This window comes from Streptomyces sp. NBC_00076, from assembly GCF_045041235.1.
Lineage (GTDB): Bacteria > Actinomycetota > Actinomycetes > Streptomycetales > Streptomycetaceae > Streptomyces.
In genome coordinates, this window is the sequence record NZ_CP108242.1 from 2225956 (window position 1) to 2247833 (window position 21878).

A 21878-nucleotide genomic window follows, 5' to 3' on the forward strand; every position below is an offset into this window, starting at 1 on the left:
CCCACGACCGGCGTATGCACGCCCGGCTCCGGGTCAGCGGGTGGCGGTCAGATGGGCGAAGACGACGACGTTGCTGGTGTAGCCCGTCCTGCGGTTGAAAAGGCCGCCACAGGTGAGTACCCGCAGCTCCGGGCGCCGGCTCGGCCCGTACACCTCCTTGTCGGGGAATTTGGACTTGTCGAAGACCTTGACCCGGTCCACGGTGTAGACGGCCGTTCGGCCGTCGGCCCGCCGGGCCTCGATGTGGCTTCCGCGGTCCACCTGCGCGAGGGCGGCGAAGACCGCGGGGCCGGTCTTGGTGTCGCGGTGACCGACGGCGATGGCCGTGCCCTTCTCACCCGGCGTGGGACCGTCCTGGTACCAGCCGACGAGTTTGGGCTTGTCGAGCGGTGGTGTCCCGAGTTGCCGGTCGGGACCGAGCCGCATCCCGATGATCGGTGCGTCGATCTTCAGGGACGGGACGCGCAGGGTGGTCGCCGGCGACCTGGGCAGCGGCCGGGGCGGTGCGGCTCCCCCGGCCTGGTCCGGCGCGGTGAGCTGCTCGTGCCCCCCGCACCGGACGAGCGTCGCCAGGACGGCCACGATCATGACCGTCCTGACGAGGCGATAGGCGCGGGTCCGGTACCAGGGCCTGCGGCTACGCCTACGCGGCACCATGCGAGCGTCGGCGCAGCATCCGGAAGTACAGCGCTCCGCTGACCCCGACGAGGCCCACGGCGGCGGCCGCGCTCAGCGGGGTGTACGCCTGTGCGGTGTCACCGAGACCGCCGCCACCGGCGTGGACGCCGCCCTTCGGCCCGCCTTTCTCGTGCTCACCCCAGACGGGCTCTTCCTTGGGCTCCTCGCTCTCGTAGCCGCTCGGCTCGCCCTTTTCGTAGCCGCCCGGCTGTCCCTTCTCGCCGCTCGGGTCCTCGTACGAGTGGCCGCCGGGGCCGTGCGCCTTGCCGTGCTTGCGCTCCTCGTGGCAGTCGACCTGGAAGATCTTCTGGGCGGGGGGGACACTGACGTTCCCCGGGGGGTTGGGCCAGGTGAGCACGTACTGCCCGTCGGCCAGCTCGATCGGGATGCTCTGGCCGGCGCCGTTGGTGAGGGGGATGGTGCCCGTCGTGGTGACGGCGCTGGGGGGCACCTGCGCGGTGATCGTGTAGCCGACAGTCGTGTTGGCGATGGTTGGGAAGCCGACGGCGTCGAGGCGGAACCTGCAGACCACAAGGTCGTCCGCCGCCGAACCGTACGGCGTGCGCACGTCGTGGATCAGGATGTCCGGACCGGTGACGGCCACGGCGGTCGGGGTCGCGAGCCAGGTGGCCCCGGCCGCGGTGAGGACGGTCAGGGCCGTCGCGCCGAGGCGGGTGCCGGCGACGGACGGGGGCAACATGGTGCGCATGGATGTTCCTCCGAGTCAGACGATTTTCATACAAATCGCTCTTTCACGTGACTCTCTTTCACATCCAGCGCCCGCCGTGCGGGAGGGAGGCCCGACGCGCCGTCAGATATCGCTCGATCGGCGCAACCGGGTCTTGGATCCGCTCCCCCGCGGGGCGGGCCCGGCCGCCTGACCGTCTCCCGGGGGCGTCGGCGCGCGCAGTGCGGTGCCCGCCGAGAGCAGGAGCAGCGCCCCCAGCATCACGAACGGCGCGGCCACGCCGGCGACCCCCGCGACCAGGCCGGCCGCGGCGGGCGCGGCGACCTGGCCCAGGCGGTTGCCGGTCAGGCGCAGGGCGAGGGCGGTGGAGCGGGCCGCGTCGGGGGCGGCCTGGACGACCGTCGTCATGGACAGCGGCTGTCCGACGCCGAGGCAGAAACCGAGGGCGGCGAGGATCACGGCCAGCGCCCAGACCGGCACCGGCAGCGCGATGCCGGCGCACAGCACGGCGGCCAGCGCACAGGTGACGGTCAGCAGCAGCGACCGGCCCAGCATCCGCAGCAGGGGCGTCAGCACCAGACGGCAGGCGATCGTGGCCGCGGCGCGCAGGCTGAGCAGGAGGCCGATCACGGACGGGGCGATGCCCCGGTGTTCGCCGACCACCGGGAGGTAGGCGGTGAGGATGTCCGTCGCGGACAGCACGGAGAGGCTGACGAAGATGCCGGCGGGTACGCCCCGGGCGCGCAGGATGCGCTGGACGGGGACGCGGTCGCCTTGTGAATTACGGGACTTGACGGTCGTACGGTCCTCGATGCGCCACAGCGAGGTGAACGCGACCGCCGCTCCCGCGCCCGCCACGACGAGGGCGAGCGCGCTGGTGCCGGCCATGTCCCGGCCGCCGATCAGCGCGCCCGCGGCGATCGGGCCGACCAGTTGGCCGAGGGAGGCGCCGATGGTGAAGTGGCCGAAGTTGCGGTCCTGTTCGTGCGGCGCGGACTGGCGGGCGACGAGCGACTGGGCGCCGATCACGAAGCAGAGGTGGCCGAGGCCCATCACTCCGCTCCAGATCGCCATCGCCCACAGGGAGTTGGCGGCACCGCTCATCGCACAGCCGCCGGATATCAGGACCACGCCGGCCGGCAGCAGGGGCGCGCAGCGGCCGTGGTCGGTACGGCGGCCCAGCGGCACCGCGGCGAAGAGCGGCAGCAGTGCGTACACGCCCGCGATGACACCGATCGCCCTCTCGTCCGCGCCCAACGCGAGGGCCCGGTAGGAGACGGCGGGCCGGGCCATCGACACCGCCCCCTGCGCGAAGCTGAAGGCGATGACGAGGCGAAGCAGCCAGCCGCGGTTCCCACCGGGCCTCATGTGTGGATCCTCCGTCGGTGATCGGGTGTTGGTCAGATGATCCCGAAGAGGATGCCTGCCCCGAGGATGATGAGGCATGTGAGCGCCGCCCACTTGACCACGAACTTCGTGTGGTCGCCGAACTCCACCTTGGCCATGCCGACCAGGACGTACACGGCCGGGACGAGCGGGCTCGACATGTGCAGCGGCTGACCGACCAGCGAGGCGCGGGCCATCTCCAGCGGCGTGACACCGTGCGCCGCGCCGGCCTCGGCGAGGACCGGGAGGACGCCGAAGTAGAACCCGTCGTTCGACATGAAGTAGGTGAGCGGGAGGCTCAGGACACCGGTGACGAGGGCCATGTGCGGGCCCATGCCCTCGGGGATGACGTCCACCATCCAGCGGGCCATGTGGTCGACCATGCCGGTGCCCTGGAGGACGCCGGTGAAGACGGCGGCGGCGAAGACCATGCCGGAGACGTTGAGGACGTTGTCGGCGTGCGCGGCCAGGCGCGCCTTCTGGTCGGGGATGTGCGGGAAGTTCACGGTCAGCACGAGCGCGGCGCCGAGCAGGAACAGCACCGGGATCGGCAGCCACTCCATGATCATGGAGGTGAGCAGGACGACCGTCAGCAGCGCGTTGAACCAGTAGAGCTTGGGGCGCAGGGTGGCCCGGTTCGGGTCGAGGACCTGGAAGCGCTCCGCGTCACCCTCGGCGTCGGCGTCCGCGTCGGAACCGGAGCCGGCTCCGCCGGTGGCCGCGGCGCTCTTGCCCGTGCCGGAGGCACCGGAACCGGCGCCGACCAGAACCGTCTCGGTCTCCTTCTCCTCGACCTTCTCCTCCACCAGGACGTCGCCCAGCGTGAGGACACCGAGGCGCTTGCGCTCGCGCTTGCCGAGCACGTACGAGAGGACGAAGACGCCCAGCAGGCCGACCGCGAGGGCCGGGATCATCGGGACGAAGATGTCGCTGGCGTCCACCTTCAGCGCGGTGGCGGCGCGGGCGGTCGGGCCGCCCCACGGCAGGGTGTTCATGACGCCGTTGGCCATCGCGGCCACACCGGTCATCACGACGAGGCTCATCTTGAGGCGCTTGTACAGCGGGTACATCGCCGAAACAGTGATCATGAAGGTGGTCGAGCCGTCGCCGTCGAGCGAGACGATCGCGGCGAGGACGGCGGTGCCGACGACGATCCGCATCGGGTCGGCCTTCGCGAACTTCAGGATCCCCCGGACGACCGGGTCGAAGAGGCCGACGTCGATCATCACACCGAAGTAGACGATCGCGAACATGAGCATCGCCGCGGTGGGGGCGAGGCTGGTGACGCCTTCGATGACGTAGTCACCGAGCTTGGCGCCCTTCCCGACGAAGACGCAGAACAGTGCCGGGATCAGTACGAGCGCCGCGATCGGCGACATCTTCTTCATCATGATCAGGACCAGGAAGGTCGCGATCATGGCGAAGCCGAGGATGGTCAGCATGAGTGGATACCTAACGTTCGCCCTTGAACATCCCACCAGGGACGGCGGTTCTGCGACGTTAGGGCCCGTCAAGCAGCGTTAACAAGACGTTGACATGCGAGCAATAAGCGCAAAACTGCTGGTCACGGCTTTGCGCTGCTCACAGGGGGTGCGTTTTCGGCCCCGTGTCGGTCCGTCGCGGCCACTTTCACGGGGATGCCGTTGAGTACCGCGTTGCCCGAGAGCGGGTCGAGCAGAGTGCCGTCGAGGAGCTGGTTGACGTTCACGCCGGGGTCGTTGGCGGCGTGGCTGAGCCGGGTGCCGGGCCGGTCGTGGCCCCAGCCGTGCGGCAGGCTGACCACCCCCGGGCGCACGCTGTCGGTGACCTCGGCGGGAGCGGTCACCTCTCCCCCGGCGCCCTTGACGCGTACGGGGGTCGCGTCGCGCACGCCCAACCGTTCGGCGTCCTCGGGGTGGATCTGCAGGGTGCAGCGGTTGGAGCCGCCGGTGAGGGCGGGCACGTTGTGCATCCAGCTGTTGTTGGAGCGCAGATGGCGGCGGCCGACCAGGACGAGCCCGTCGGGGCGTTGCTCCAGGGCGTCCCTGAGCCGGGGCAGGTCGTCCGCGATCGGCTGCGGCAGCAGTTCCACCTTGCCGCTGCGGGTCTTCAGGGGCTGCGGCAGCCGGGAGCCGAGCGGCCCGAGGTCGATGCCGTGCGGATGCGCCAGCAGCTTGTCCAGGCCGAGCCCGTCCGGTCGTACACCGAAGCCGTCGCCGTAGGGACCGAGGCGCAGCATCATGTCGAGCCGCCGCTCGGGGCCGCTCTCGCCGGTGAGTTGTGCGGCGAGTTCCTTCGGGTCGCGGCCGTGCACGGGTGAGTACGGTTCGCCCACCGCCTTGTCGAGGGTCTGGCCGATGACCAGGTCGTCGACGGCGGACGGGTCGGCGCCGTGCATGCCGGTCGCGGCCAGGACCAGCCGGGCCAGGATCTCGGTCTCGGCCATCCTGCCCGGCTCCAGGGGGACGGCGGGGCGGGTGTAGCGGACCTGGTTGCGGACGGCGAGGGTGTTGAAGGCGAAGTCGTGGTGCGGGCTCTGGGCGGGCGGGGGCGGCGGCAGGACGACATGGGCGTGCCGTGAGGTCTCGTTGAGATAGGGGTCGACGCTGACCATGAAGTCGAGCGAGTCGAGGGCCTTGTCGAGCCGGTCGCCGTCGGGCGCGGACAGGACGGGGTTGGCGGCGACGGCGATCAGTGCCCGGACCGGCTCGCCCTCCTCGGTCGCGGTGTCGATCTCCTCCGCGAGCGCGGACAGCGGCAGCTCCCCCTTGGCCTCCGGGTGCCGGCCGACCCGGGAGTGCCAGCGCCCGAGCGCGAACCCACGGCCGGGTCCGGCGGGCCGGGGTGTCTTGTCGGTGGCCGCCTGCGGGAAGAGGGCACCGCCGGGCCGGTCGAGGTTGCCGGTGAGGATGTTGAGGACGTCCACGAGCCAGCTGGCCAGGGTGCCGTGCTGGACGGTGCAGCTGCCGATGCGGCCGTATACGGCGGCGGTGGGGGCGGCCGCCAGTTCGCGCGCGAGGGTGCGGATGGTCGCGGCGTCCACGTCGCACGCGCCGGCCACCGCCTCCGGGGCGAAGTCCCGTACGGATTCCCGGAGTTCGTCGAGACCCTGCACATGCGGGGCCAGCGCGCCGAGTTGCACGAGGTCCTCCTCGAAGAGGACGTACGCCGCCGCGGCGAGCAGCAGGGCGTCGGTGCCGGGCCGGATCGGGATGTGGCGGTCGGCGAGCCGTGCGGTCCGGGTCCGGCGGGGATCGATGACGGTGAGCGTGCCGCCGCGGGCCTTGAGGGCCTTGAGCTTGCCGGGGAAGTCGGGGGCGGTGCACAGACTCCCGTTGGACTCAAGGGGGTTGGCGCCGATGAGGAGGAGATGGTCCGTGTGGTCGAGGTCGGGGACCGGGATCGCGTTGGCGTCGCCGTACATCAGGCCGCACGACACATGCTTGGGCATCTGGTCGACCGTGGAGGCGGTGAAGACGCTGCGGGTGCCGAGCCCGCCGAGGAGCACGGTCGGATAGAGGCCTCCGGCGATGGTGTGCACGTTGGGGTTGCCGAGGACGATACCGACGGCGTGCGGCCCGTACCGTTCGACGACCGGCCGGATCCCGGCGGCGACCGCGTCGAACGCCTCCTGCCAGCTCACCTCCCGCAGCTCGCCGTCCTTGCGGACGAGGGGGGCGCGCAGCCGGTCGGGGTCGCCGTCGACAGCCCCGAACGAGGCCCCCTTGGGGCAGATGAACCCCCGGCTGAACACGTCGTCCCGGTCACCTCGGGCACCGGTCACCCGGGTCCCGTCGATGGTGAGGGTGAGGCCGCAGGTGGCCTCGCAGAGGGGGCAGATACGCAGGGCGGTGCGGGGCACGGGTCCTCCCGGAGGACGGCGGCGGCGACGGTGATGCCGGGTTCGAGGCCGAGCATACCGACCGGTATGCAGGGAGGGGAGGCCCTTGCGCCGACAACCCTCGGTCCGGCCCCCAGGCCGGCGGCCCTCGATCCGGCGCACGCGCCGACAGCTCTCGCTCCTGCACCCTCTCCGGCAGCCCTTGATCCGGCCCCGCACCGGCAGACTTCGACCCGGCACCCGCACCGGCAGTCCTCGACCCGGCACCCGCGCCGCTCAGTCCAGCACCCGCGCCAGATACGCCCGCAGCATCTCCCGCGTCTCCGCGATGATCCTCGCGTCCCCCTCCGGCGCCACCCGGAAGGCGAGATGGACGAGGGTGTCCGCGGTTTCCACGGCGACGAGGAAGACGCGGCGCAGATCCTCGTCCGGTTCACGGTCGAGGTAGCCGGAGAGGAGGTCGGTGAGGCGGTCGGCGACTCGGTGGTTGGGCTCGGCGTAGCGGGCGCCGACCGGGATCTGGTTGCCGAAGTCGACGAGAGAGAAGCCGGGCGCGGTGCGCTTCATGGCGAGGTACTCGTCGAGGACGGCGTCCACCGCCGCGCGCCAGCCTCCCCCACCTGAGGCTCCGCCCGAGCCGGACGCGTCCTCGGCGCCGGTCTTCTCGAGGCGCTCGGTGACCCGCTCGGTGTAGCGCTCCAGGTTGCGCTGGGCGAGCGCGTCGGCCATCGCGCGCTTGTTGCCGAAGAAGCGGTAGACCGAGCCGATGGGGACCTCGGCGCGCAGGGCGACGGCCCGGGTGCTCAGGGCGTCGTAGCCGACCTCGTCGAGCAGATCGGCGCAGGCGTCGAGGATCCTGGTCAGGCGTTCGGCACTGCGCCGCTGCACGGGCGCTCGGCGGAGCGATGTCGCTTGGGGCACGGGCTTCATGATGCCTCTCCGCCGGGGCCCGCGGAACCTCGCCCCCCAGTACGGAGCAGGACGCCGGGCGCACTCAGCGCGCCGTTCGCGGTTCCGGTGGGCGCCGGGTCCGAGGCGGTGATGTCCGCGGTGGACTCGACGGGTTCGCCGTCGACGGTCCACACGGTGCCGTCGTCGGCGTACAAGCGGGCGGTGAGGTGGTGCGTGCCGTGCGGGACGTAGCGGGCCGCGAGTCGGTATTCGGCGGTGCGCAGCCGCACGACGGGGCGCCCGTCCACGAAGAGCCGGGCCACGCCGCGGCCGGCCACCGCCGCCGGTTTCCGGCCGAGGGCCGAGAGGCGGAAGTCGCGGAGGGTCAGCCGTACGTTCCACCCGCCGTCGTTCCCGTCGGGCTGCACCTCGATGCCGATGCCGGGCGCGCCCTTCTCGTCCACCTCCCGGTAGCGGTGCCCCTGCTTGTCCGTCTCGTCGAGGAGCTTGCCCACCGGTGCGGACGAGTCTCCGTTCCTCGCGTTGTTCGCGTTGTTCGCGTTCTCCTGCGAACCGCCCGGGCCGCACCCCGCGGAGCCGGTCAGCAGCAGGACACAGACCGCGAGCACGGCAGGAAGTTCCCGTGTCCACGACATGCCGGGGAGCGTAGAACACCGGTACGACACCTCGAATCCCCCTGGGGTCTGGTTCCGGTCGGTTCCGGTAGTCCTCGGTGAGGAGGCCGCACGCCCCTCTTGCGCCCGGGAAACCGCAATCCTACGGTGGTGCATAGGAATCAAACGCCCAGGGAGCGATGATGAGCGGGGACCCGCGGAAGACCGCGGAGGGGCTGACCTACCTCTCCGGTTTCGGCAACGAGCACAGTTCGCAGGCCGTCCCGGGCGCCCTGCCCGACGGCCGGAACTCGCCCCAGCGCGCACCCCTCGGGCTGTACGCGGAGCAGCTCAGCGGAACGGCGTTCACCGAGCCGCGGGCCTGCAACCGGCGCTCGTGGCTGTACCGGATCCGTCCCTCGGCCGCGCATCCGGCGTTCACCCGCACGGAGAACGGCACGATCCGTACGGCGCCCTTCACGGAGGCGGTGGCCGACCCGAACCGGCTGCGCTGGGACCCGCTGCCCGAGCCGGCACCGGGAACCGACTTCCTCGCGGGGCTGTGGACCCTCGGCGGCAACGGCGACGCGACCCAGCGCACCGGCATGGCCGTGCACCTGTACCACGCCAACGCCTCGATGGACCGCGTCTTCAGCGACTCCGACGGGGAGTTGCTGATCGTGCCGGAGCGCGGCGGACTGCTGCTGCACACCGAGTTCGGACCGTTGTATGTGGAGCCGGCCCAGGTGGCGCTGATCCCTCGTGGGGTGCGCTTCCGTGTGGAGCTGATCGAGGACTTCGCCCGGGGTTATGTGTGCGAGAACTACGGCGCCCCCTTCCGCCTCCCCGACCTCGGCCCCATCGGCGCCAACGGCCTCGCGAACGCCCGGGACTTCCTGGCCCCGGTCGCCGCGTACGAGGAGGTCGAGGACCCGGTGGAGGTGGTCAACAAGTTCTGCGGCAACCTCTGGACGGCGACCTACGACCACTCACCGCTCGACGTGGTCGCCTGGCACGGCAACCATGTGCCGTACATCTACGACCTGCGCCGTTTCAATGTGCTCGGCACCATCTCCTACGACCACCCGGACCCGTCGATCTTCACGGTGCTGACCTCCCCGTCCGACACCCCGGGCCTGGCCGGTGTCGACTTCGTGGTGTTCGCGCCGCGCTGGCTGGTGGGCGAGGACACCTTCCGGCCGCCGTACTTCCACCGGAACGTGATGAGCGAGTACATGGGCCTGGTCGAGGGCGCGTACGACGCCAAGACGGCCGGGAAGGGGGGCTTCGTGCCCGGGGGCGGCTCGCTGCACAACATGATGTCGGCGCACGGGCCGGACCGGGAGACCTTCGACCGGGCCAGCGCCGCCGAGCTGCGTCCGCAGAAGGTGGACGACGGGCTGGCGTTCATGTTCGAAACACGGTGGCCGCTGACCCTGACACCGCACGCGGCCCGGGCGGAGCACCTGCAACAGCGTTACGACGACGTGTGGCAGGGCCTGCAGCGGCATTTCCGCCCCTTGCACTGAACACCGCCTACCGGTACGGATGGGCCCCGTGACCTCCTTCGCCCCGGACTCGATCGTCCTGAACCGCAAGCTGCCGCTCTGGTACCAGGTGTCGCAGTCGCTGCGTGCCTCGATACTCGGCCGCTCGCCCCGGGACCCCCTGCGGCTGCCCACCGAGGAGCAGCTCGCGGGGCACTACGGGGTGAGCGTCCTGACCATGCGGCAGGCGCTGAAGGAGCTGGAGGACGAGGGACTGATCACCCGCCACCGTCGCCGCGGCACCTTCATCGAGCCGGACGCCCGCAGGGGTACTCCCGTACGGCTGCTGGGCTCGGTGGACGCGATCGTGGCCCAGCAGTCCGGTATGGCGACGGAGCTGCTGGACCACGGCAAGGGGCCGGCGCCGGCCGAACTCGCCGAGTTCTTCCCGGATCTCGGGGAGGTGGCGACGTACCACCGGCTCCGCTCCGACGAGAAGACCGGCGAGCCGACCAACCACGCCCGCAACTACGTCCGGCCCGAACTCGCCGCGTCCATCGACCTGGACGACCTGGCGCGCTGGCCGATGACCAAGGTGCTGCGGGATGTCGTCGGGGCGGACATCAGCCGCATCACGGACACGGTTCAGGCCCGGCTGGCGGACCCGGAGACGGCCCGCCTGCTCCAAGTCCCGCTGCTCAGCCCGATCCTGCACTACACGGGCGTGACCTACGACGGTGCGGGCCGGGTGCTGGACGCGGCCGTCATCCACTACCGGGGGGATCGTTTCTCCTTCACGGTCACTCTCGACGCCACGTAGGCCGGTCCGGCGGATCAGCGGAGCAGCGAGCGGGCAGGACCCGCGCGCCGGAACAGCGCCGCTTCGGCCGCACGCCGGACAGGCCCTGGTCCCGCTGTCGTCGGCAGGTCGTACGATGCCCAGCGTGACGCACGACGACGCTCCGCTGCTGGCGGACCTCATGCCGTGGTCCGTCGCACCGCCCCGGCTCGGCCGGGGGTGGCCGGCGGGTCCCGACCCGGCATCCCTCAGGGCCCGCTGGGACGCCCTGCTGAAGGCCGAGGGCCCGGACCGGGAGGCCCTGTTCGAACCCACCCGTTCCCGCACGCTCCACTCGGCCGTCGGCCGGCTGCCGGGCCCGTCCGGCGGCACGGAGAAGCTGGTGCGCGCCTCGGGGCCCTGCCCGCAACCCGTACGGGTGCTGCACGCCCCCTTCGACGAGCAGTGGTTGATCCCCGACCAGCGACTGATCGACAGCGCCCGGCCGGAGCTGTGGCGGGTGGCCGACGAACAGCAGATCTTCGTCACGGAGACACCCGACGCGGCCGGCCCCCAACTGCTCGCGACCTCACTGCTCCCGCTTCTTCGCCCCGGCCGGATCCGCCCCCTCCACCGCCGCCCAGGCGGCGCGGAACCGAACCTGGCGCCGGGCCTGCTGGAGCACCTGGCCGGCCGCCTCGGCCTCTCCCCCTCCCCGGCGGACCTGCTGGCCTGGATCGTGACGGCGGCCCGCCCCGGCCTGACCGTCCCGCTCACCGAGGACCCCGAACTCTGGTCACACGGCGTCGAACTGGGCCACCGCACGCTCTGGCTGATGCGCCGCGACGGCGCCCGCCCCAAACTCCCCGGCGGGCGCCGCCCCTATGTCCGCGCCCCGCTGCCCGACCGTCCGCTGACCCTGCGCTACGACCGCGACGAGGAGTCCCTGCACCTCGACGACGGCCGTATCTCCCCGGTCCCCCCTGAGGCCTGGGACTTCGAGGTGTCGGGGGTACGGGTCCTGGAGCAGTGGTTCGCGAACCGCACGGCGACGGCGGACCCGGGCACGCTGGCCGCGATCCGCCCGGTGACCTGGCCGCAGACGTGGACGTCGGAACTGCTGGAGCTGATTACCGTGCTCGCGCTGTTGGCGGAACTGGGCCCACGGCGGGCGGAGTTCACCGTGACCGCCCCGATCACGGCATCGGAGCTGAGGAAGGCGGGCATCCTGCCGGTGCCCGAGGCGGCACGTCGGCCGGCCTCGGTCCTCGACCACCACGAGGAAGGCCCGGAAGGACAGTTCGCCCTGCTCTGAAGAGCCTTCCCCCTTGATCCCCGGCCTGGCCCCTACGCCTTGGGCTCGAAGGCGTCCAGCACGCGTTCCAGCATCCGCTCGAACACCGCCTCCATGTCGATCGGCCCCGCGTCCTCGGCGAACGCGGCGGCCAGCCTCGGATAGGCGCCGGAGGCGACCCGGCTGCCCAGATAGGCGATCCGCACCGCGTTCTCCTCGTCCTCCGACCACGGCAGCGACCGTGCCCGCTCGACCGAGGACAGCTCGGTCGCGACGTACGCCGTCACGCACCCGTTGAGCATCCCGAGCAGCTCCATCTTCGTACCGGAGGGCGCGTCGAGGGAGTCCATGCAGCTCATGCAGTGCTCGAGATAGCGCAGGGCATTGGGGCTGAAGCCGTAGACCGGTGACATGAGCCTCGGCAGCCACGGATGCCGGTGCATGGCGGCCCGCGTCTGGTGCGCCACCCGGAGCATGTCCGCCCGCCAGTCACCGCTCGGCTCCCACAACTCGTGCTCGCCGCCGACCGCGTCCACCATCAGCTCGTACAGGTCCTCCTTACGGGGGACGTAGTTGTAGAGCGACATCGTCCCGCAGCCCAGTTCGGCCGCGACATGCCGCATGGAGACGCCGTCCAGCCCCTGCGCGTCGGCGATCCGCACCGCCGCCGCCGCGATGTCCGCACGCGTGAACGCCGGTCTCGGCCCCCGGCCCGCGCGCTCGGGACGGGCCCAGATCACTTCGGGTACGGCCGCTCGGCCCGCCATCGATCATCACCTCGTCCACCATCGTAGTTACGTACAGCGTACGTAGTGCGCTATGGTCGAGGCATGACTTCTACGTACGCTGTACTTAGTGAAGGCCTGGAGAAGCGTTTCGGTGCTGTCCACGCACTCCGCGGCCTGGACCTCGCGGTGGCGACCGGCACGGTCTGCGGAATCCTCGGACCGAACGGGGCGGGCAAGACCACGGCCGTCCGACTGCTCACCACCCTGCTGCGACCGGACGCCGGTTCCGCGCGGATCGCCGGACACGACCTCGTCCGGGAGGCGGCGGCGGTACGGACGAGGATCGGCGTCACCGGGCAGTACGCGTCGGTCGACGGGGACCTCACCGGCCGCCAGAACCTCCACCTGTTCGCCCGGCTGCACCGGGTGCGCGGGCCGGCCGAGCGGGCCGGTGACCTGCTCGACCGCTTCGGACTGACCGAGGCCGCCGACCGGCCCGCGTCCACCTACTCGGGCGGGATGCGCCGCCGTCTGGACCTGGCGGCGAGCCTGATCCGCCGCCCCGAGGTGCTGTTCCTGGACGAGCCGACGACCGGCCTCGACCCGGCGAGCCGGAACCTGATCTGGGCCGCCGTACGCGACCTCACCGCGGACGGCACGACCGTACTGCTGACCACGCAGTACCTGGAGGAAGCCGACCAACTCGCCGACGACATCGCGCTGGTGGACCGGGGCCGGGTGGCACACACGGGTTCGCCGGCCGAACTGAAGGCGCTCATCGGGGCGCATGTCGAGGTGGTCGTCACGGACGTGGACGTCATGGCGACGGCGGCGGGCGTCCTCGACCAGCTCACCGGCGCGCAGCCGTCGTTCGACCACGAGCGGAAGGCCGTCAGCGCGGTCACCCGGGACTCGACGCTCACACTCCCCCGGCTGGTGCGTGAACTGGACTCGGCCGGCGTGCCGCTGCTGGACGCGAGCCTGCGCCCGCCGACCCTCGACGACGTGTTCCTCCGGCTCACCACGGAGACCGTCCTGGACCAGAAGGAGACCGCCGCATGAGCACGCTGGCGTACGACGGAACCGCGATGCTCGGCCGCCAGCTGCGGCGGACGCGGAACAACCCGGGCCTGATCGTCCTGACCCAGACCATGCCGGTCACCATGCTGCTGTTCTTCGGTTACGTCTTCGGCAGCGCGCTGGCGATGCCGGGCGGGGAGTACCGCTCGTTCCTGGTGCCGGGCCTGCTGGTGGCGACCGCCGCGAACGGGATCATGACCGGGATGTTCCAGGCGGCCCAGGACACCCACCGGGGCGTGATGGACCGCTTCCGCACGATGCCGATGAGCCGGGCCGCGGTACCGCTCGGCCAGGCAGGCGCGGATCTGGTGGTCACGGCGGCCGGCACGGTGCCCTTCCTGCTGGTGGGGCTCGCGCTGGGCTGGCGGATCGAGGGGAGCACGTTCGAAGCGGTGGGCGCCTTCGGCCTGTTGCTGCTGTTCCGGTTCGCGACCACGTGGATCGGGATCTTCCTGGGCCTGCTCACCCGGAACGAGGAGGCCGCGGGCCAGCTGGGCGGCGCGACCTTCCTGCTGCCGCTGCTGTCGAACGCGTACATCCCGACCGAGGGCCTGCCGGGCTGGCTGCGCGTGGTCGCCGAGTGGAATCCGATCAGCGCGATGTCGACGGCCCTGCGGGACCTGTTCGGAAACGCGCCGGTGCCTCAGGGTGCGGCCTGGCCGGTGGCCCATCCGGTCGCCGGGTCACTGGTCTGGTGCGCGGTGCTCCTGGCGGTGTTCGCGCCGGCTGCCGTGCACCGGTACGCGAACGGCGAGCGATGAAGCATTGCCGTACGTGCCGGGCGTCGCGCCGCGGCCGGCGCTGCCTGCCGCGGCGCCGGTAGGCCCGATCCACGCCCGTACCCGATCCACGCCCGCACCGGGCGAAGCCGTTGGACACGCCGGGTGGAGGCGTGCGGGCGGCGCGGGTGGGGGCGCGTGGTGGGCGCGGGGGATGGACGGGGGTCTTGCCCCGCGCCCGGAAACCACGACCGGTGCGGCGCCGCGTGCCGTGGGAATGACGGACGGCTGGAGCGCGGCGTCGCGCCGGGACGGCGTGGCGGCCCGAGCGGGGGCTCCTCGGGACGGCCCCGAGGAACGCCGGTGTCGGGTCGCTCAGCGCCCGCCGAACAGCGAGCGGCGCAGCCGTCGCAGTGGCGCGAAGAGCGAGACGCGGCGCACTCGCGCTCCCCTCGCACTTCGGTTCTGTGCGGGCTCACGTGCGGTCAGCTCGCGCATCAGCGAGGTCGCCTCGGCCGTCTCGACCTGCGGAACGGCGGGGCCGCCCAGCACCGAGAGATGGCGGTCGAGACGCGAACTGGTCGCGCTGCTCCCGCACGTGATCGCAGGGACCCTCGCCCTGCTGCGCACTGTTATCTGTTCCATGTCACTCCCCACCCGTACGAGTCCACCCGGCCCGGGCAGAGTAACCCTATCGCTCCCTCGGGGCACTCGTGTATCGCGGTCACAGGATTCACCTTCCCCACAAGGGCGTTGACGACTCCTTCTCGGTCAATCTCCAAATCCCACCGATTTCAGGGCGAGTTGGACAACTGGCTGGGTGGTGGGCTGCTCCGAGCCCCCATCCGGCTCGACGGTCACAGCGAGTGACGTCGCCGACTTGTCCAGCCCGGACGTGACCAAGGGCGTGTCGTCGGCGAAGAGTCCGAGGGAGCGCGGTTGCGCGTCGGGGCGCATGAGCCACAGTTGGCGTACGCGGTCACTCGGCGGATCGCCGTAGCCGCTCAGGGTCACCACCGCGCGCCCCTCTGATACGGAGGCGATCACTCCGATATTTCCACCCTGAGTGTCCCGCCCGATGCTCGACCGGGCGTCGGGAGCCCCGAGAACGTGGGCGATCTCACGTGACTGGGCCCGCTCGGCGTTCAGCGTGTCCCGTGTCTGGTTGGCCTGGACGGCGAACAGGGACGCCACCACGAGGGCCGCTGCCGCCGTCGCCGTGGCGAACGGCACGAACAGGGGGCGCGGGCGCGGCGCACGGGAGCGTGACGGCGGTGGCTGCGTGCCCCACACATGCGGCGGCAACTGGGTCGACCGCGCCCGTCCCGCGTCCTGCCGGGCGTGTTCCTGCCGGGGGGCGGGTTCCTGCGGAGTCGTGCGTACGGCGGCCAGTACCCGGTCGCGCAGCGCGGCGGGCGGCGGTGCGGCCGTCGACCAGGCGAGCCGGACGGCGTCCTCGGACAGGGTGCGGACCTCGGCGGCGCAGCGGGCGCAGTTCTTGAGGTGCTTCTCGAAGCGGACCCGCTCGGCGGGTTCCAGGGCGTCGAGGGCGTACGGGGCGGCGAGGGAATGGAGATCCCCGCGGCGGAACAGACGGTCACTCAGACTCATGCGGCACCTCCCAGGCACTCGCGCAGCCGGGTGAGTCCGTCGCGCATCCGGGTCTTGACCGTGCCAAGGGGCAGGGAGAGCCGCTCGGCCACTTCACGGTACGTATAGCCCTCGTAATAGGCGAGTGTGACCGACTGGCGCTGCAGGGCGGTGAGTCCGTCCAGACAGCGTCGCACCCACTCCCGTTCGAGTCCGGCCTCGACCTCCTCGGTGACCTGGTCGAAGGCGGGGTGGTGGGAGCGGCGGGCCTCGCGCTGCTCTCGTTCGCCGGCCGCCCGGGCGCTGCGCACCCGGTCGACGGCCCGGCGGTGGGCGAGGGTGAGGACCCAGGACAGGGCGCTGCCGCGCCCGGGATCGAACCGCGACGCGGTACGCCAGAGTTCCAGCAGCACCTCCTGCGCCACCTCCTCCGACTGCGCGGGATCCCGTACCACCCTCCGCACAAGGCCGAACACCGGTCCGGACACCAGCCCGTACAACTCCTCGAAGGCCCTCTGGTCGCCGCCGGCCACCAGCACCAGCAGCTCGTCCGCCTCCAACTCGTCTCCCCCTCCAGCCAGGCCGCACCTGGGTCGTCTCGTCCCACGAGGCATTCGCAACCAACCCACCTCCGGCAGGGGTTACGGATCGGCGGGCCGAAAACGCGGGTGGCCGTCGATGAAACAAGTATTCAGCCGCTCCGTAAGAACGTTTGGGATTCGACCAATCCACCCTGCCGACCGCTCCGAATCGCGTTCGTCAGGCAAGTTGGCACTGAGGACGGACGGCATGACACCAAACTCCAGGACCGGCGCGCGACACCGGAGCCTTGCGACCCTCATATGCGGAGCGCTGGCCGCCGGGGGGCTCGCAGCCGCCGGCGTGGCCACGCTGGAACCGGGGGCGGCCTCCGCCTCCAGCCACCGGGAGGCCCCGCTGATCTCGGGGCAGCCCCAGTACGACAACACCGACGTGTACGCGTTCGTCAGTCCGGACAAGCCGGACACGACGACCATCGTCGCGAACTGGATCCCGATGGAGGATCCGGCCGGCGGGCCCAACTTCTTCACGTTCGCCGAGGACGCCGAGTACGACCTGCGCATCGACAGCGACGGTGACGCGCAGGAAGACCTGCTGTTCCGGTACACGTTCAAGACGCACACGAAGAACGACAAGACGTTCCTGTACAACACGGGTCCGGTCGAGAGCCTCGACGACCCCGACCTCAACATCACGCAGACCTACGACCTCGAGCTGATCAAGCTGAAGCACCTGAAGGCGGTGTCGAAGACCAAGATCGCCAACGACGTGCCGGTGGCGCCGTCGAACGTCGGCAAGGCGTCGATGCCGGACTACAACACCCTGCGCAAGCAGGCGATCCACAAGCTCGCCGGCGGCGCCCAGACGTTCGCCGGGCAGGCCGACGACCCGTTCTTCCTGGACCTCAGGGTCTTCGACCTGCTGTACGGCGGGAACCTGTCCGAGGTCGGCAACGACACGCTCAAGGGCTACAACGTCAACTCCATCGCCCTGCAGGTCCCCAACAGCTTCCTCGCCGAGTCGCACGAACAGCCGATCGTCGGCATCTGGTCGACGACGCAGCGCGAGAACGCCAAGGGCTACTACTCGCAGGTCTCGCGCCTCGGCATGCCGCTGGTGAACGAGGTCGTCAACCCGCTGAAGGACAAGGACAAGTTCAACGCGTCCGCGCCGCGGGACGACGCGCAGTTCCTCAAGAACGTCACCAACCCGGAGCTGCCCAAGCTCATCGAGGGGATCTACAAGATCCCGGCGCCCGACGAGCCGCGCAACGACCTGGTCGACGTGTTCCTCAAGGGGGTCAAGGACCTCAACCAGCCGCCGTACGTGACGCCGTCGGAGCAGCTGCGGCTCAACACCTCCATCAAGCCGGCCGCCAAGCCCAAGCGGCTCGGCGTGCTCGACGGCGACACCGCGGGCTTCCCGAACGGGCGCCGGCTGACCGACGACGTGATCGACGCCTCGCTCCAGGTCGTCGAGGGTGAACTGCTCGGCGCTAAGAACGACCTCGGTGACGCGGTCGACAAGAACGACAAGGACTTCGAGAAGGCCTTCCCGTACGTCGCGCTGCCGACGGAGGGCTCGCGTGGCCCGCTCGCCAAGGGCACGACCGACGGGACCGACGTCCGCAGCCAGCTCGGCGACGCCCTTCAGCCGGCCGGCTCGGGCAGCTCCTCCGACAACATGACCCTGATCGCGGGCTCGGCGGGCGCGGGCGCGCTCGGCATCCTGCTGATCGGCGGGGCCCTGATGTGGTGGCGCCGGATGCGGGACCGGGCGTACTAGGACGGCCCTCCCGGCCGCACCGGCCGGGAGCCCGTCCCATCGACTGGCGCGGTCCGCTCGTACCCATCCCCCACGGCGCGGGCCGCGCCGCTGCACGGCAACCAGGTTGAACAGTCAGTCGACCCGTCGACCCGTCGACCAAGGAGAGGGCATGCCCCGGCGTACGAACGACAGCGCACCGGCCAGCGGCCACATGGCACCGCCACCCGCCGCACCGGAGCGCGAGCACGGCACGGGTTCACCCGCCGGGGCAGAGACACCGAGCACGCCGGAGGCCACCGAAGCGAAGACGCCGGCCTCCGGCCCGGAGCCGGCCACCACTCCGCGCCCCGCCGGGACGGAGACGGACTCGGCGCCGCGCCCCGCCGCGGCTGAGGCAGACTCCGCGCCGCAGCCGCAGCCCGTCGAGGCTGAGGCCGAGACGGCCAGCGCGCCGGAAGCCGCGGGGGCACACCCCGACGGGCCGTCCGCAACGGCCGGAGCCGAAGCCGGCTCGGTCGCGGGCCCCGTACCCTCCCGCGAGGAAACCGGCGTGGGGCAGGGCGACGGCACCGATACCGGTACCCCGGGCAAGGAGCCCGCTGGGGTCGGTGAGGGGTCGGGCGGGGATCCGCGGGTCGTCGCCGTGCGGCGGGTCTCGGCTGCCGGACGGCGTTGGCGGGTTGCCCAACTCGCCGGGTGTGCCGCCCTGTTGGCGGTGGCGCTCACCGCCGGATCCATCGTGGTCGGGGCCGCTCGGGACGGCGGGGGCACGGCGGTGGCACCCGCGTCCGCCGCGCTGTCACCGCAGTTGCTCACCAGCGGTGACATCGACACGAGCATCACCGCTCTCCAGGCCCATCTCCGCGCCCAGCCACGGGACTTCAGCGGCTGGGCCACCCTGGGGCTCGCCTACGTCGAGCAGGCCAGGACCAAGGGCGACCCCTCGCGCTACCCGCAGGCCGAGCGCGCCCTGAAGCACTCGCTGGACCTGGAGCCGGACAACGACCAGGCCCTGGCCGGCCGAGCGGCCCTCGCCGCCGCCCGCCACGACTTCGAGGACGCGCTGACGTACGCCGACCGGGCCCTGGAGCAGAACCCCTACAGCGAACGCGCGCTGTCCTCCCGTATCGACGCGCTCGTCGAACTCGGCCGCTACGACGACGCGTCGAAGGCGGCCGACACCGCCGACACCCGGCGGCCGGGCGTCCCCGTCTTCACGCGGTACGCGTACGTGCACGAGCTGCGCGGTGACGTGCGGACCGCGAGGCGGGTGCTGGAGCAGGCGCTCGCCACCGCCACCGCCCCGGGAGACGTGGCGTACGTGTCCACCTCCCTCGGTCAACTCGCCTGGAACCAGGGCGACTACAAGGCGGCCCTGAACCACTACGCGCGCGCCCTCGCCGCCGACGAGAGCTACCTCCCGGCCCTGGAGGGCCGTGCCCGCGCCCAGGCCGCCGACGGCGACAAGGCCGCGGCGCTGCGGAACATGGAGGCCGTGGTCGCCCGCTACCCGCTGCCCGGCCCGCTGGTCGAACTCGGCGAGCTGTACGAGGACCGGGACGCCGACGGCGACCGTGCGAAGGCACACGACCAGTACGCCCTCGTCGACGCCTGGACGGCACTCGCCCGCGCCAACAAGGTCAACGCCGACCTCGACACCGCGCTCGCCGCCGCAGACCACGGCGACAAGGCCGAGGCGCTGCGCGCGGCCCGCGCCGAGTGGTCCCGCCGCCACACCGTGCACACGGCGGACGCTCTCGCCTGGGCCCTGCACGTCAACGGCCGTGACGAGGAGGCCCTGCCGTACGCCCGCCGGGCCACCGCCACCGGCTACCGCAACGCCGCGTTCCGCTACCACCGCGGGATGATCGAGCGGGCCACGGGCCACGAGAAGGAAGCGCGCACCCATCTGACGGCGGCGCTGGAGCTGAACCCCGGCTTCTCGCCGCTGGGCGCCCGCGAGGCCCGTAAGGCGCTCAAGGCACTGGAGGCCGCCCGGTGAGCCGCCGGTCCGCGACCCGTCGCCTCGTCGCCTCCGGTGCGGCCGTGCTCACGGCCGCCTGCGCGTTCGTGCTGGTCCCGTCGGGGGCGGCGAGCGCCCACCCCCTCGGCAACTTCACCGTCAACCACTACGACGGACTCGTCGCCGCCCCCGGCGAACTGCGCGTCCGGCACGTCGAGGACCTCGCCGAGATCCCGGCCACCCAGGCCAAGCCGGACCTGAAGAAGCTCGGCACCACCGAGTGGGCCCGGCAGCGGTGTGCGACGGCCGCCCGGGACAGCGAGGTCACCGTCGACGGCCGTGCGGTCACGCTCACCGCGCGCGGCAGCAAGGTGCGGGTGCGTCCCGGGCAGGCCGGGCTCGACACCCTCCGCGTGGAGTGCCGGCTGACCGCCCCGCTGCCCGAGAACGACAGCGTGACCCTCGGCTTCCACAGCGTGGCCACCTCCGCCGGTCCCGGCTGGCGGGAGATCACCGCGCGCGGCGACCGTATGACCCTCACCGACTCGGACGTACCGGAGAAGTCGCTGTCGGGCGAACTGACCAAGTACCCGGCGGAGTTGCTCTCCTCCCCCGCCGACACCACGACCGCGTCGCTCCGGGTCCGCCCCGGCGGCCCGGCCCTGACCGAGACGGGCGGGGACGCTCCCGCCGCCTCCGTCCTCCCGCGTGGCGCCGACCGCTGGACGCGGGCCCTGGACTCCCTGGTAGCCCGCAACGACCTCACCTTCGGCTTCGCCGCGCTGGCGATCCTGATCGCCGTCGTCCTGGGCGCGATGCACGCGCTCGCGCCGGGCCACGGCAAGACACTGATGGCCGCGGTGGCGGCCGCCCGGGGCGGCAAGGCCCGGATGAAGGACGTCCTCCCGCTGGCCGCCTCGGTGACCGTCACCCACACCCTGGGCGTGGTCACCCTCGGCCTCCTGGTGACGGCCGGCTCGGCGGCGGCGCCCTCGGTGATCGCCTGGCTGGGCATCGCCAGCGGCGCGATGGTGACGGCCGCGGGGCTCACCCTCGCACGACGGGCCTGGCACAACCGGGCCCACGCGCGCGGGCACACGCAGGGTCACGACCACGGGCACGGTCACTCGCACGACGACCGCCACGGGCACGACCACGGGCCGGGGCACGGTCACGGTCACGGTCACGGTCACGGTCACGGCCACGATCACGGGCACGACCACCCGCACGACCACAGCCACCCGCACGAGACAGCCGACGCGCACGAGCGCCCGCTGGTCCTGGCCGCCGCACACAGCCACACCACCTCAGCGGCCCCCGCCACCACCTCCCCCGCCCCCTCCACGACCCCCGCGCACGACCACCCCCACCCCCATACGCATACGCATACGCACGACCACGACCACGACCACGACCACGACCAGAGCCACTCCCTCACGCACTCGCACGGCGGGTTCACCCACACCCACGCCACCGCACCCACCCTGCGCGGCACGATCCTCCTCGGCTTCGCCGGCGGGCTCGTGCCCAGCCCGTCCGCGGTCGTGGTGCTGGTGGGCGCCGCGGCGCTCGGGCAGGCCTGGTTCGGGCTCCTGCTCGTCGTCGCCTACGGCGTCGGGCTGGCCCTCACGCTGACCGCGGCCGGCTTCGCCGTCGTCAAACTGGGTACCGGTGTCACCCGGGTGCTGGACCGGCGTCCGCGGTGGACGGCCAGTCCGCTCCTGGCCCTGGTACGCAGGACCGCGCCCCTGGGATCCGCGCTCGTGGTCGTGGCCATTGGGGCCGGATTGGTGCTCAAGGGGGCCGCATCCGCACTCGGCTGAGCTACTTTTGTGGAGAAATCTCGCGGATGCGA

General features: G+C 71.9%; 19 protein-coding genes. 8 read left to right on the top strand and 11 right to left on the bottom strand.

Features of this window, described 5'->3' with window-relative positions:
* Nucleotides 1-33: 33 nt before the first annotated feature.
* From OHA64_RS10205 to OHA64_RS10235, 7 genes are all read right to left on the bottom strand, one after another.
* Nucleotides 34-657, bottom strand: a complete 624-nt coding sequence (locus OHA64_RS10205; RefSeq protein WP_405611176.1) for a class F sortase — start codon at nucleotides 655-657, stop codon at nucleotides 34-36.
* Nucleotides 644-1387, bottom strand: coding sequence for a hypothetical protein (locus OHA64_RS10210; protein ID WP_405611179.1), 744 nt, complete (start codon nucleotides 1385-1387; stop codon nucleotides 644-646). Before OHA64_RS10210 ends, OHA64_RS10205 begins: the two co-directional genes overlap by 14 nt.
* A 102-nt stretch (nucleotides 1388-1489) precedes the next feature.
* Nucleotides 1490-2734, bottom strand: coding sequence for an MFS transporter (locus OHA64_RS10215; RefSeq protein WP_405611182.1), 1245 nt, complete (start codon nucleotides 2732-2734; stop codon nucleotides 1490-1492).
* A 32-nt stretch (nucleotides 2735-2766) separates the two neighbouring features.
* The gene (locus OHA64_RS10220) at nucleotides 2767-4194 is read right to left on the bottom strand and encodes a CitMHS family transporter (RefSeq protein WP_405611185.1); all 1428 of its coding nucleotides are present in this window, start codon (nucleotides 4192-4194) and stop codon (nucleotides 2767-2769) included.
* Between the two features lie 122 nt (nucleotides 4195-4316).
* A complete protein-coding gene (locus OHA64_RS10225; protein ID WP_405611188.1) occupies nucleotides 4317-6593 on the bottom strand; it encodes a molybdopterin oxidoreductase family protein in 2277 nt (758 codons plus the stop codon).
* Nucleotides 6594-6848: 255 nt separating this feature from the next.
* Entirely contained in the window at nucleotides 6849-7502 is a 654-nt protein-coding gene (locus OHA64_RS10230; RefSeq protein WP_405611191.1) for a TetR family transcriptional regulator, read from the bottom strand.
* Complete coding sequence (locus OHA64_RS10235) at nucleotides 7499-8119, bottom strand: hypothetical protein (protein WP_405611194.1); 621 nt, start codon at nucleotides 8117-8119, stop codon at nucleotides 7499-7501. The genes OHA64_RS10230 and OHA64_RS10235 overlap by 4 nt, the downstream gene beginning before the upstream one ends.
* 161 nt (nucleotides 8120-8280) lie before the next feature.
* On the opposite strand from OHA64_RS10235, the gene hmgA reads away from it, so the two are divergent.
* The 3 genes from hmgA to OHA64_RS10250 all read left to right on the top strand — a co-directional run bounded on the left by hmgA (nucleotide 8281) and on the right by OHA64_RS10250 (nucleotide 11657).
* Nucleotides 8281-9606 (top strand): homogentisate 1,2-dioxygenase, encoded by a 1326-nt coding sequence (hmgA, locus tag OHA64_RS10240; protein WP_405611197.1) that lies wholly within the window; start codon nucleotides 8281-8283, stop codon nucleotides 9604-9606.
* A 28-nt stretch (nucleotides 9607-9634) separates the two neighbouring features.
* The gene (locus OHA64_RS10245; RefSeq protein WP_405611200.1) at nucleotides 9635-10384 is read left to right on the top strand and encodes a GntR family transcriptional regulator; all 750 of its coding nucleotides are present in this window, start codon (nucleotides 9635-9637) and stop codon (nucleotides 10382-10384) included.
* Nucleotides 10385-10499: 115 nt separating this feature from the next.
* On the top strand, nucleotides 10500-11657 hold the full coding sequence (locus OHA64_RS10250; RefSeq protein WP_405611203.1) for a type ISP restriction/modification enzyme: 1158 nt from the start codon (nucleotides 10500-10502) through the stop codon (nucleotides 11655-11657).
* 32 nt (nucleotides 11658-11689) lie between these two features.
* Here the strand turns inward: OHA64_RS10250 and OHA64_RS10255 are convergent, their stop codons facing one another.
* Nucleotides 11690-12403: a TetR/AcrR family transcriptional regulator C-terminal domain-containing protein gene (locus OHA64_RS10255; protein ID WP_405611206.1), complete on the bottom strand. Its 714-nt coding sequence runs from the start codon at nucleotides 12401-12403 to the stop codon at nucleotides 11690-11692.
* A gap of 63 nt (nucleotides 12404-12466) precedes the next feature.
* Between OHA64_RS10255 and OHA64_RS10260 the strand changes: the two genes are divergently transcribed.
* The gene (locus tag OHA64_RS10260) at nucleotides 12467-13426 is read left to right on the top strand and encodes an ATP-binding cassette domain-containing protein (protein WP_405611209.1); all 960 of its coding nucleotides are present in this window, start codon (nucleotides 12467-12469) and stop codon (nucleotides 13424-13426) included.
* A complete protein-coding gene (locus tag OHA64_RS10265; RefSeq protein WP_405611212.1) occupies nucleotides 13423-14205 on the top strand; it encodes an ABC transporter permease in 783 nt (260 codons plus the stop codon). Before OHA64_RS10260 ends, OHA64_RS10265 begins: the two co-directional genes overlap by 4 nt.
* A gap of 333 nt (nucleotides 14206-14538) precedes the next feature.
* Here OHA64_RS10265 and OHA64_RS10270 read toward each other — a convergent pair whose 3' ends face one another.
* From OHA64_RS10270 to OHA64_RS10280, 3 genes are all read right to left on the bottom strand, one after another.
* Nucleotides 14539-14808, bottom strand: a complete 270-nt coding sequence (locus tag OHA64_RS10270) for a hypothetical protein (protein WP_405611215.1) — start codon at nucleotides 14806-14808, stop codon at nucleotides 14539-14541.
* Between the two features lie 126 nt (nucleotides 14809-14934).
* Nucleotides 14935-15774, bottom strand: a complete 840-nt coding sequence (locus OHA64_RS10275) for an anti-sigma factor domain-containing protein (protein WP_405611218.1) — start codon at nucleotides 15772-15774, stop codon at nucleotides 14935-14937.
* Nucleotides 15771-16313, bottom strand: a complete 543-nt coding sequence (locus tag OHA64_RS10280; protein WP_405611221.1) for a sigma-70 family RNA polymerase sigma factor — start codon at nucleotides 16311-16313, stop codon at nucleotides 15771-15773. Before OHA64_RS10280 ends, OHA64_RS10275 begins: the two co-directional genes overlap by 4 nt.
* 229 nt (nucleotides 16314-16542) lie before the next feature.
* Here OHA64_RS10280 and OHA64_RS10285 point away from each other — a divergent pair, with 229 nt between their 5' ends.
* From OHA64_RS10285 to OHA64_RS10295, 3 genes are all read left to right on the top strand, one after another.
* A complete protein-coding gene (locus OHA64_RS10285; RefSeq protein WP_405611224.1) occupies nucleotides 16543-18078 on the top strand; it encodes a DUF4331 domain-containing protein in 1536 nt (511 codons plus the stop codon).
* A gap of 151 nt (nucleotides 18079-18229) precedes the next feature.
* Nucleotides 18230-20062, top strand: a complete 1833-nt coding sequence (locus OHA64_RS10290) for a tetratricopeptide repeat protein (protein WP_405611227.1) — start codon at nucleotides 18230-18232, stop codon at nucleotides 20060-20062.
* A complete protein-coding gene (locus tag OHA64_RS10295) occupies nucleotides 20059-21846 on the top strand; it encodes a sulfite exporter TauE/SafE family protein (protein WP_405611230.1) in 1788 nt (595 codons plus the stop codon). Before OHA64_RS10290 ends, OHA64_RS10295 begins: the two co-directional genes overlap by 4 nt.
* The last annotated feature ends 32 nt before the right edge of the window (nucleotides 21847-21878 follow it).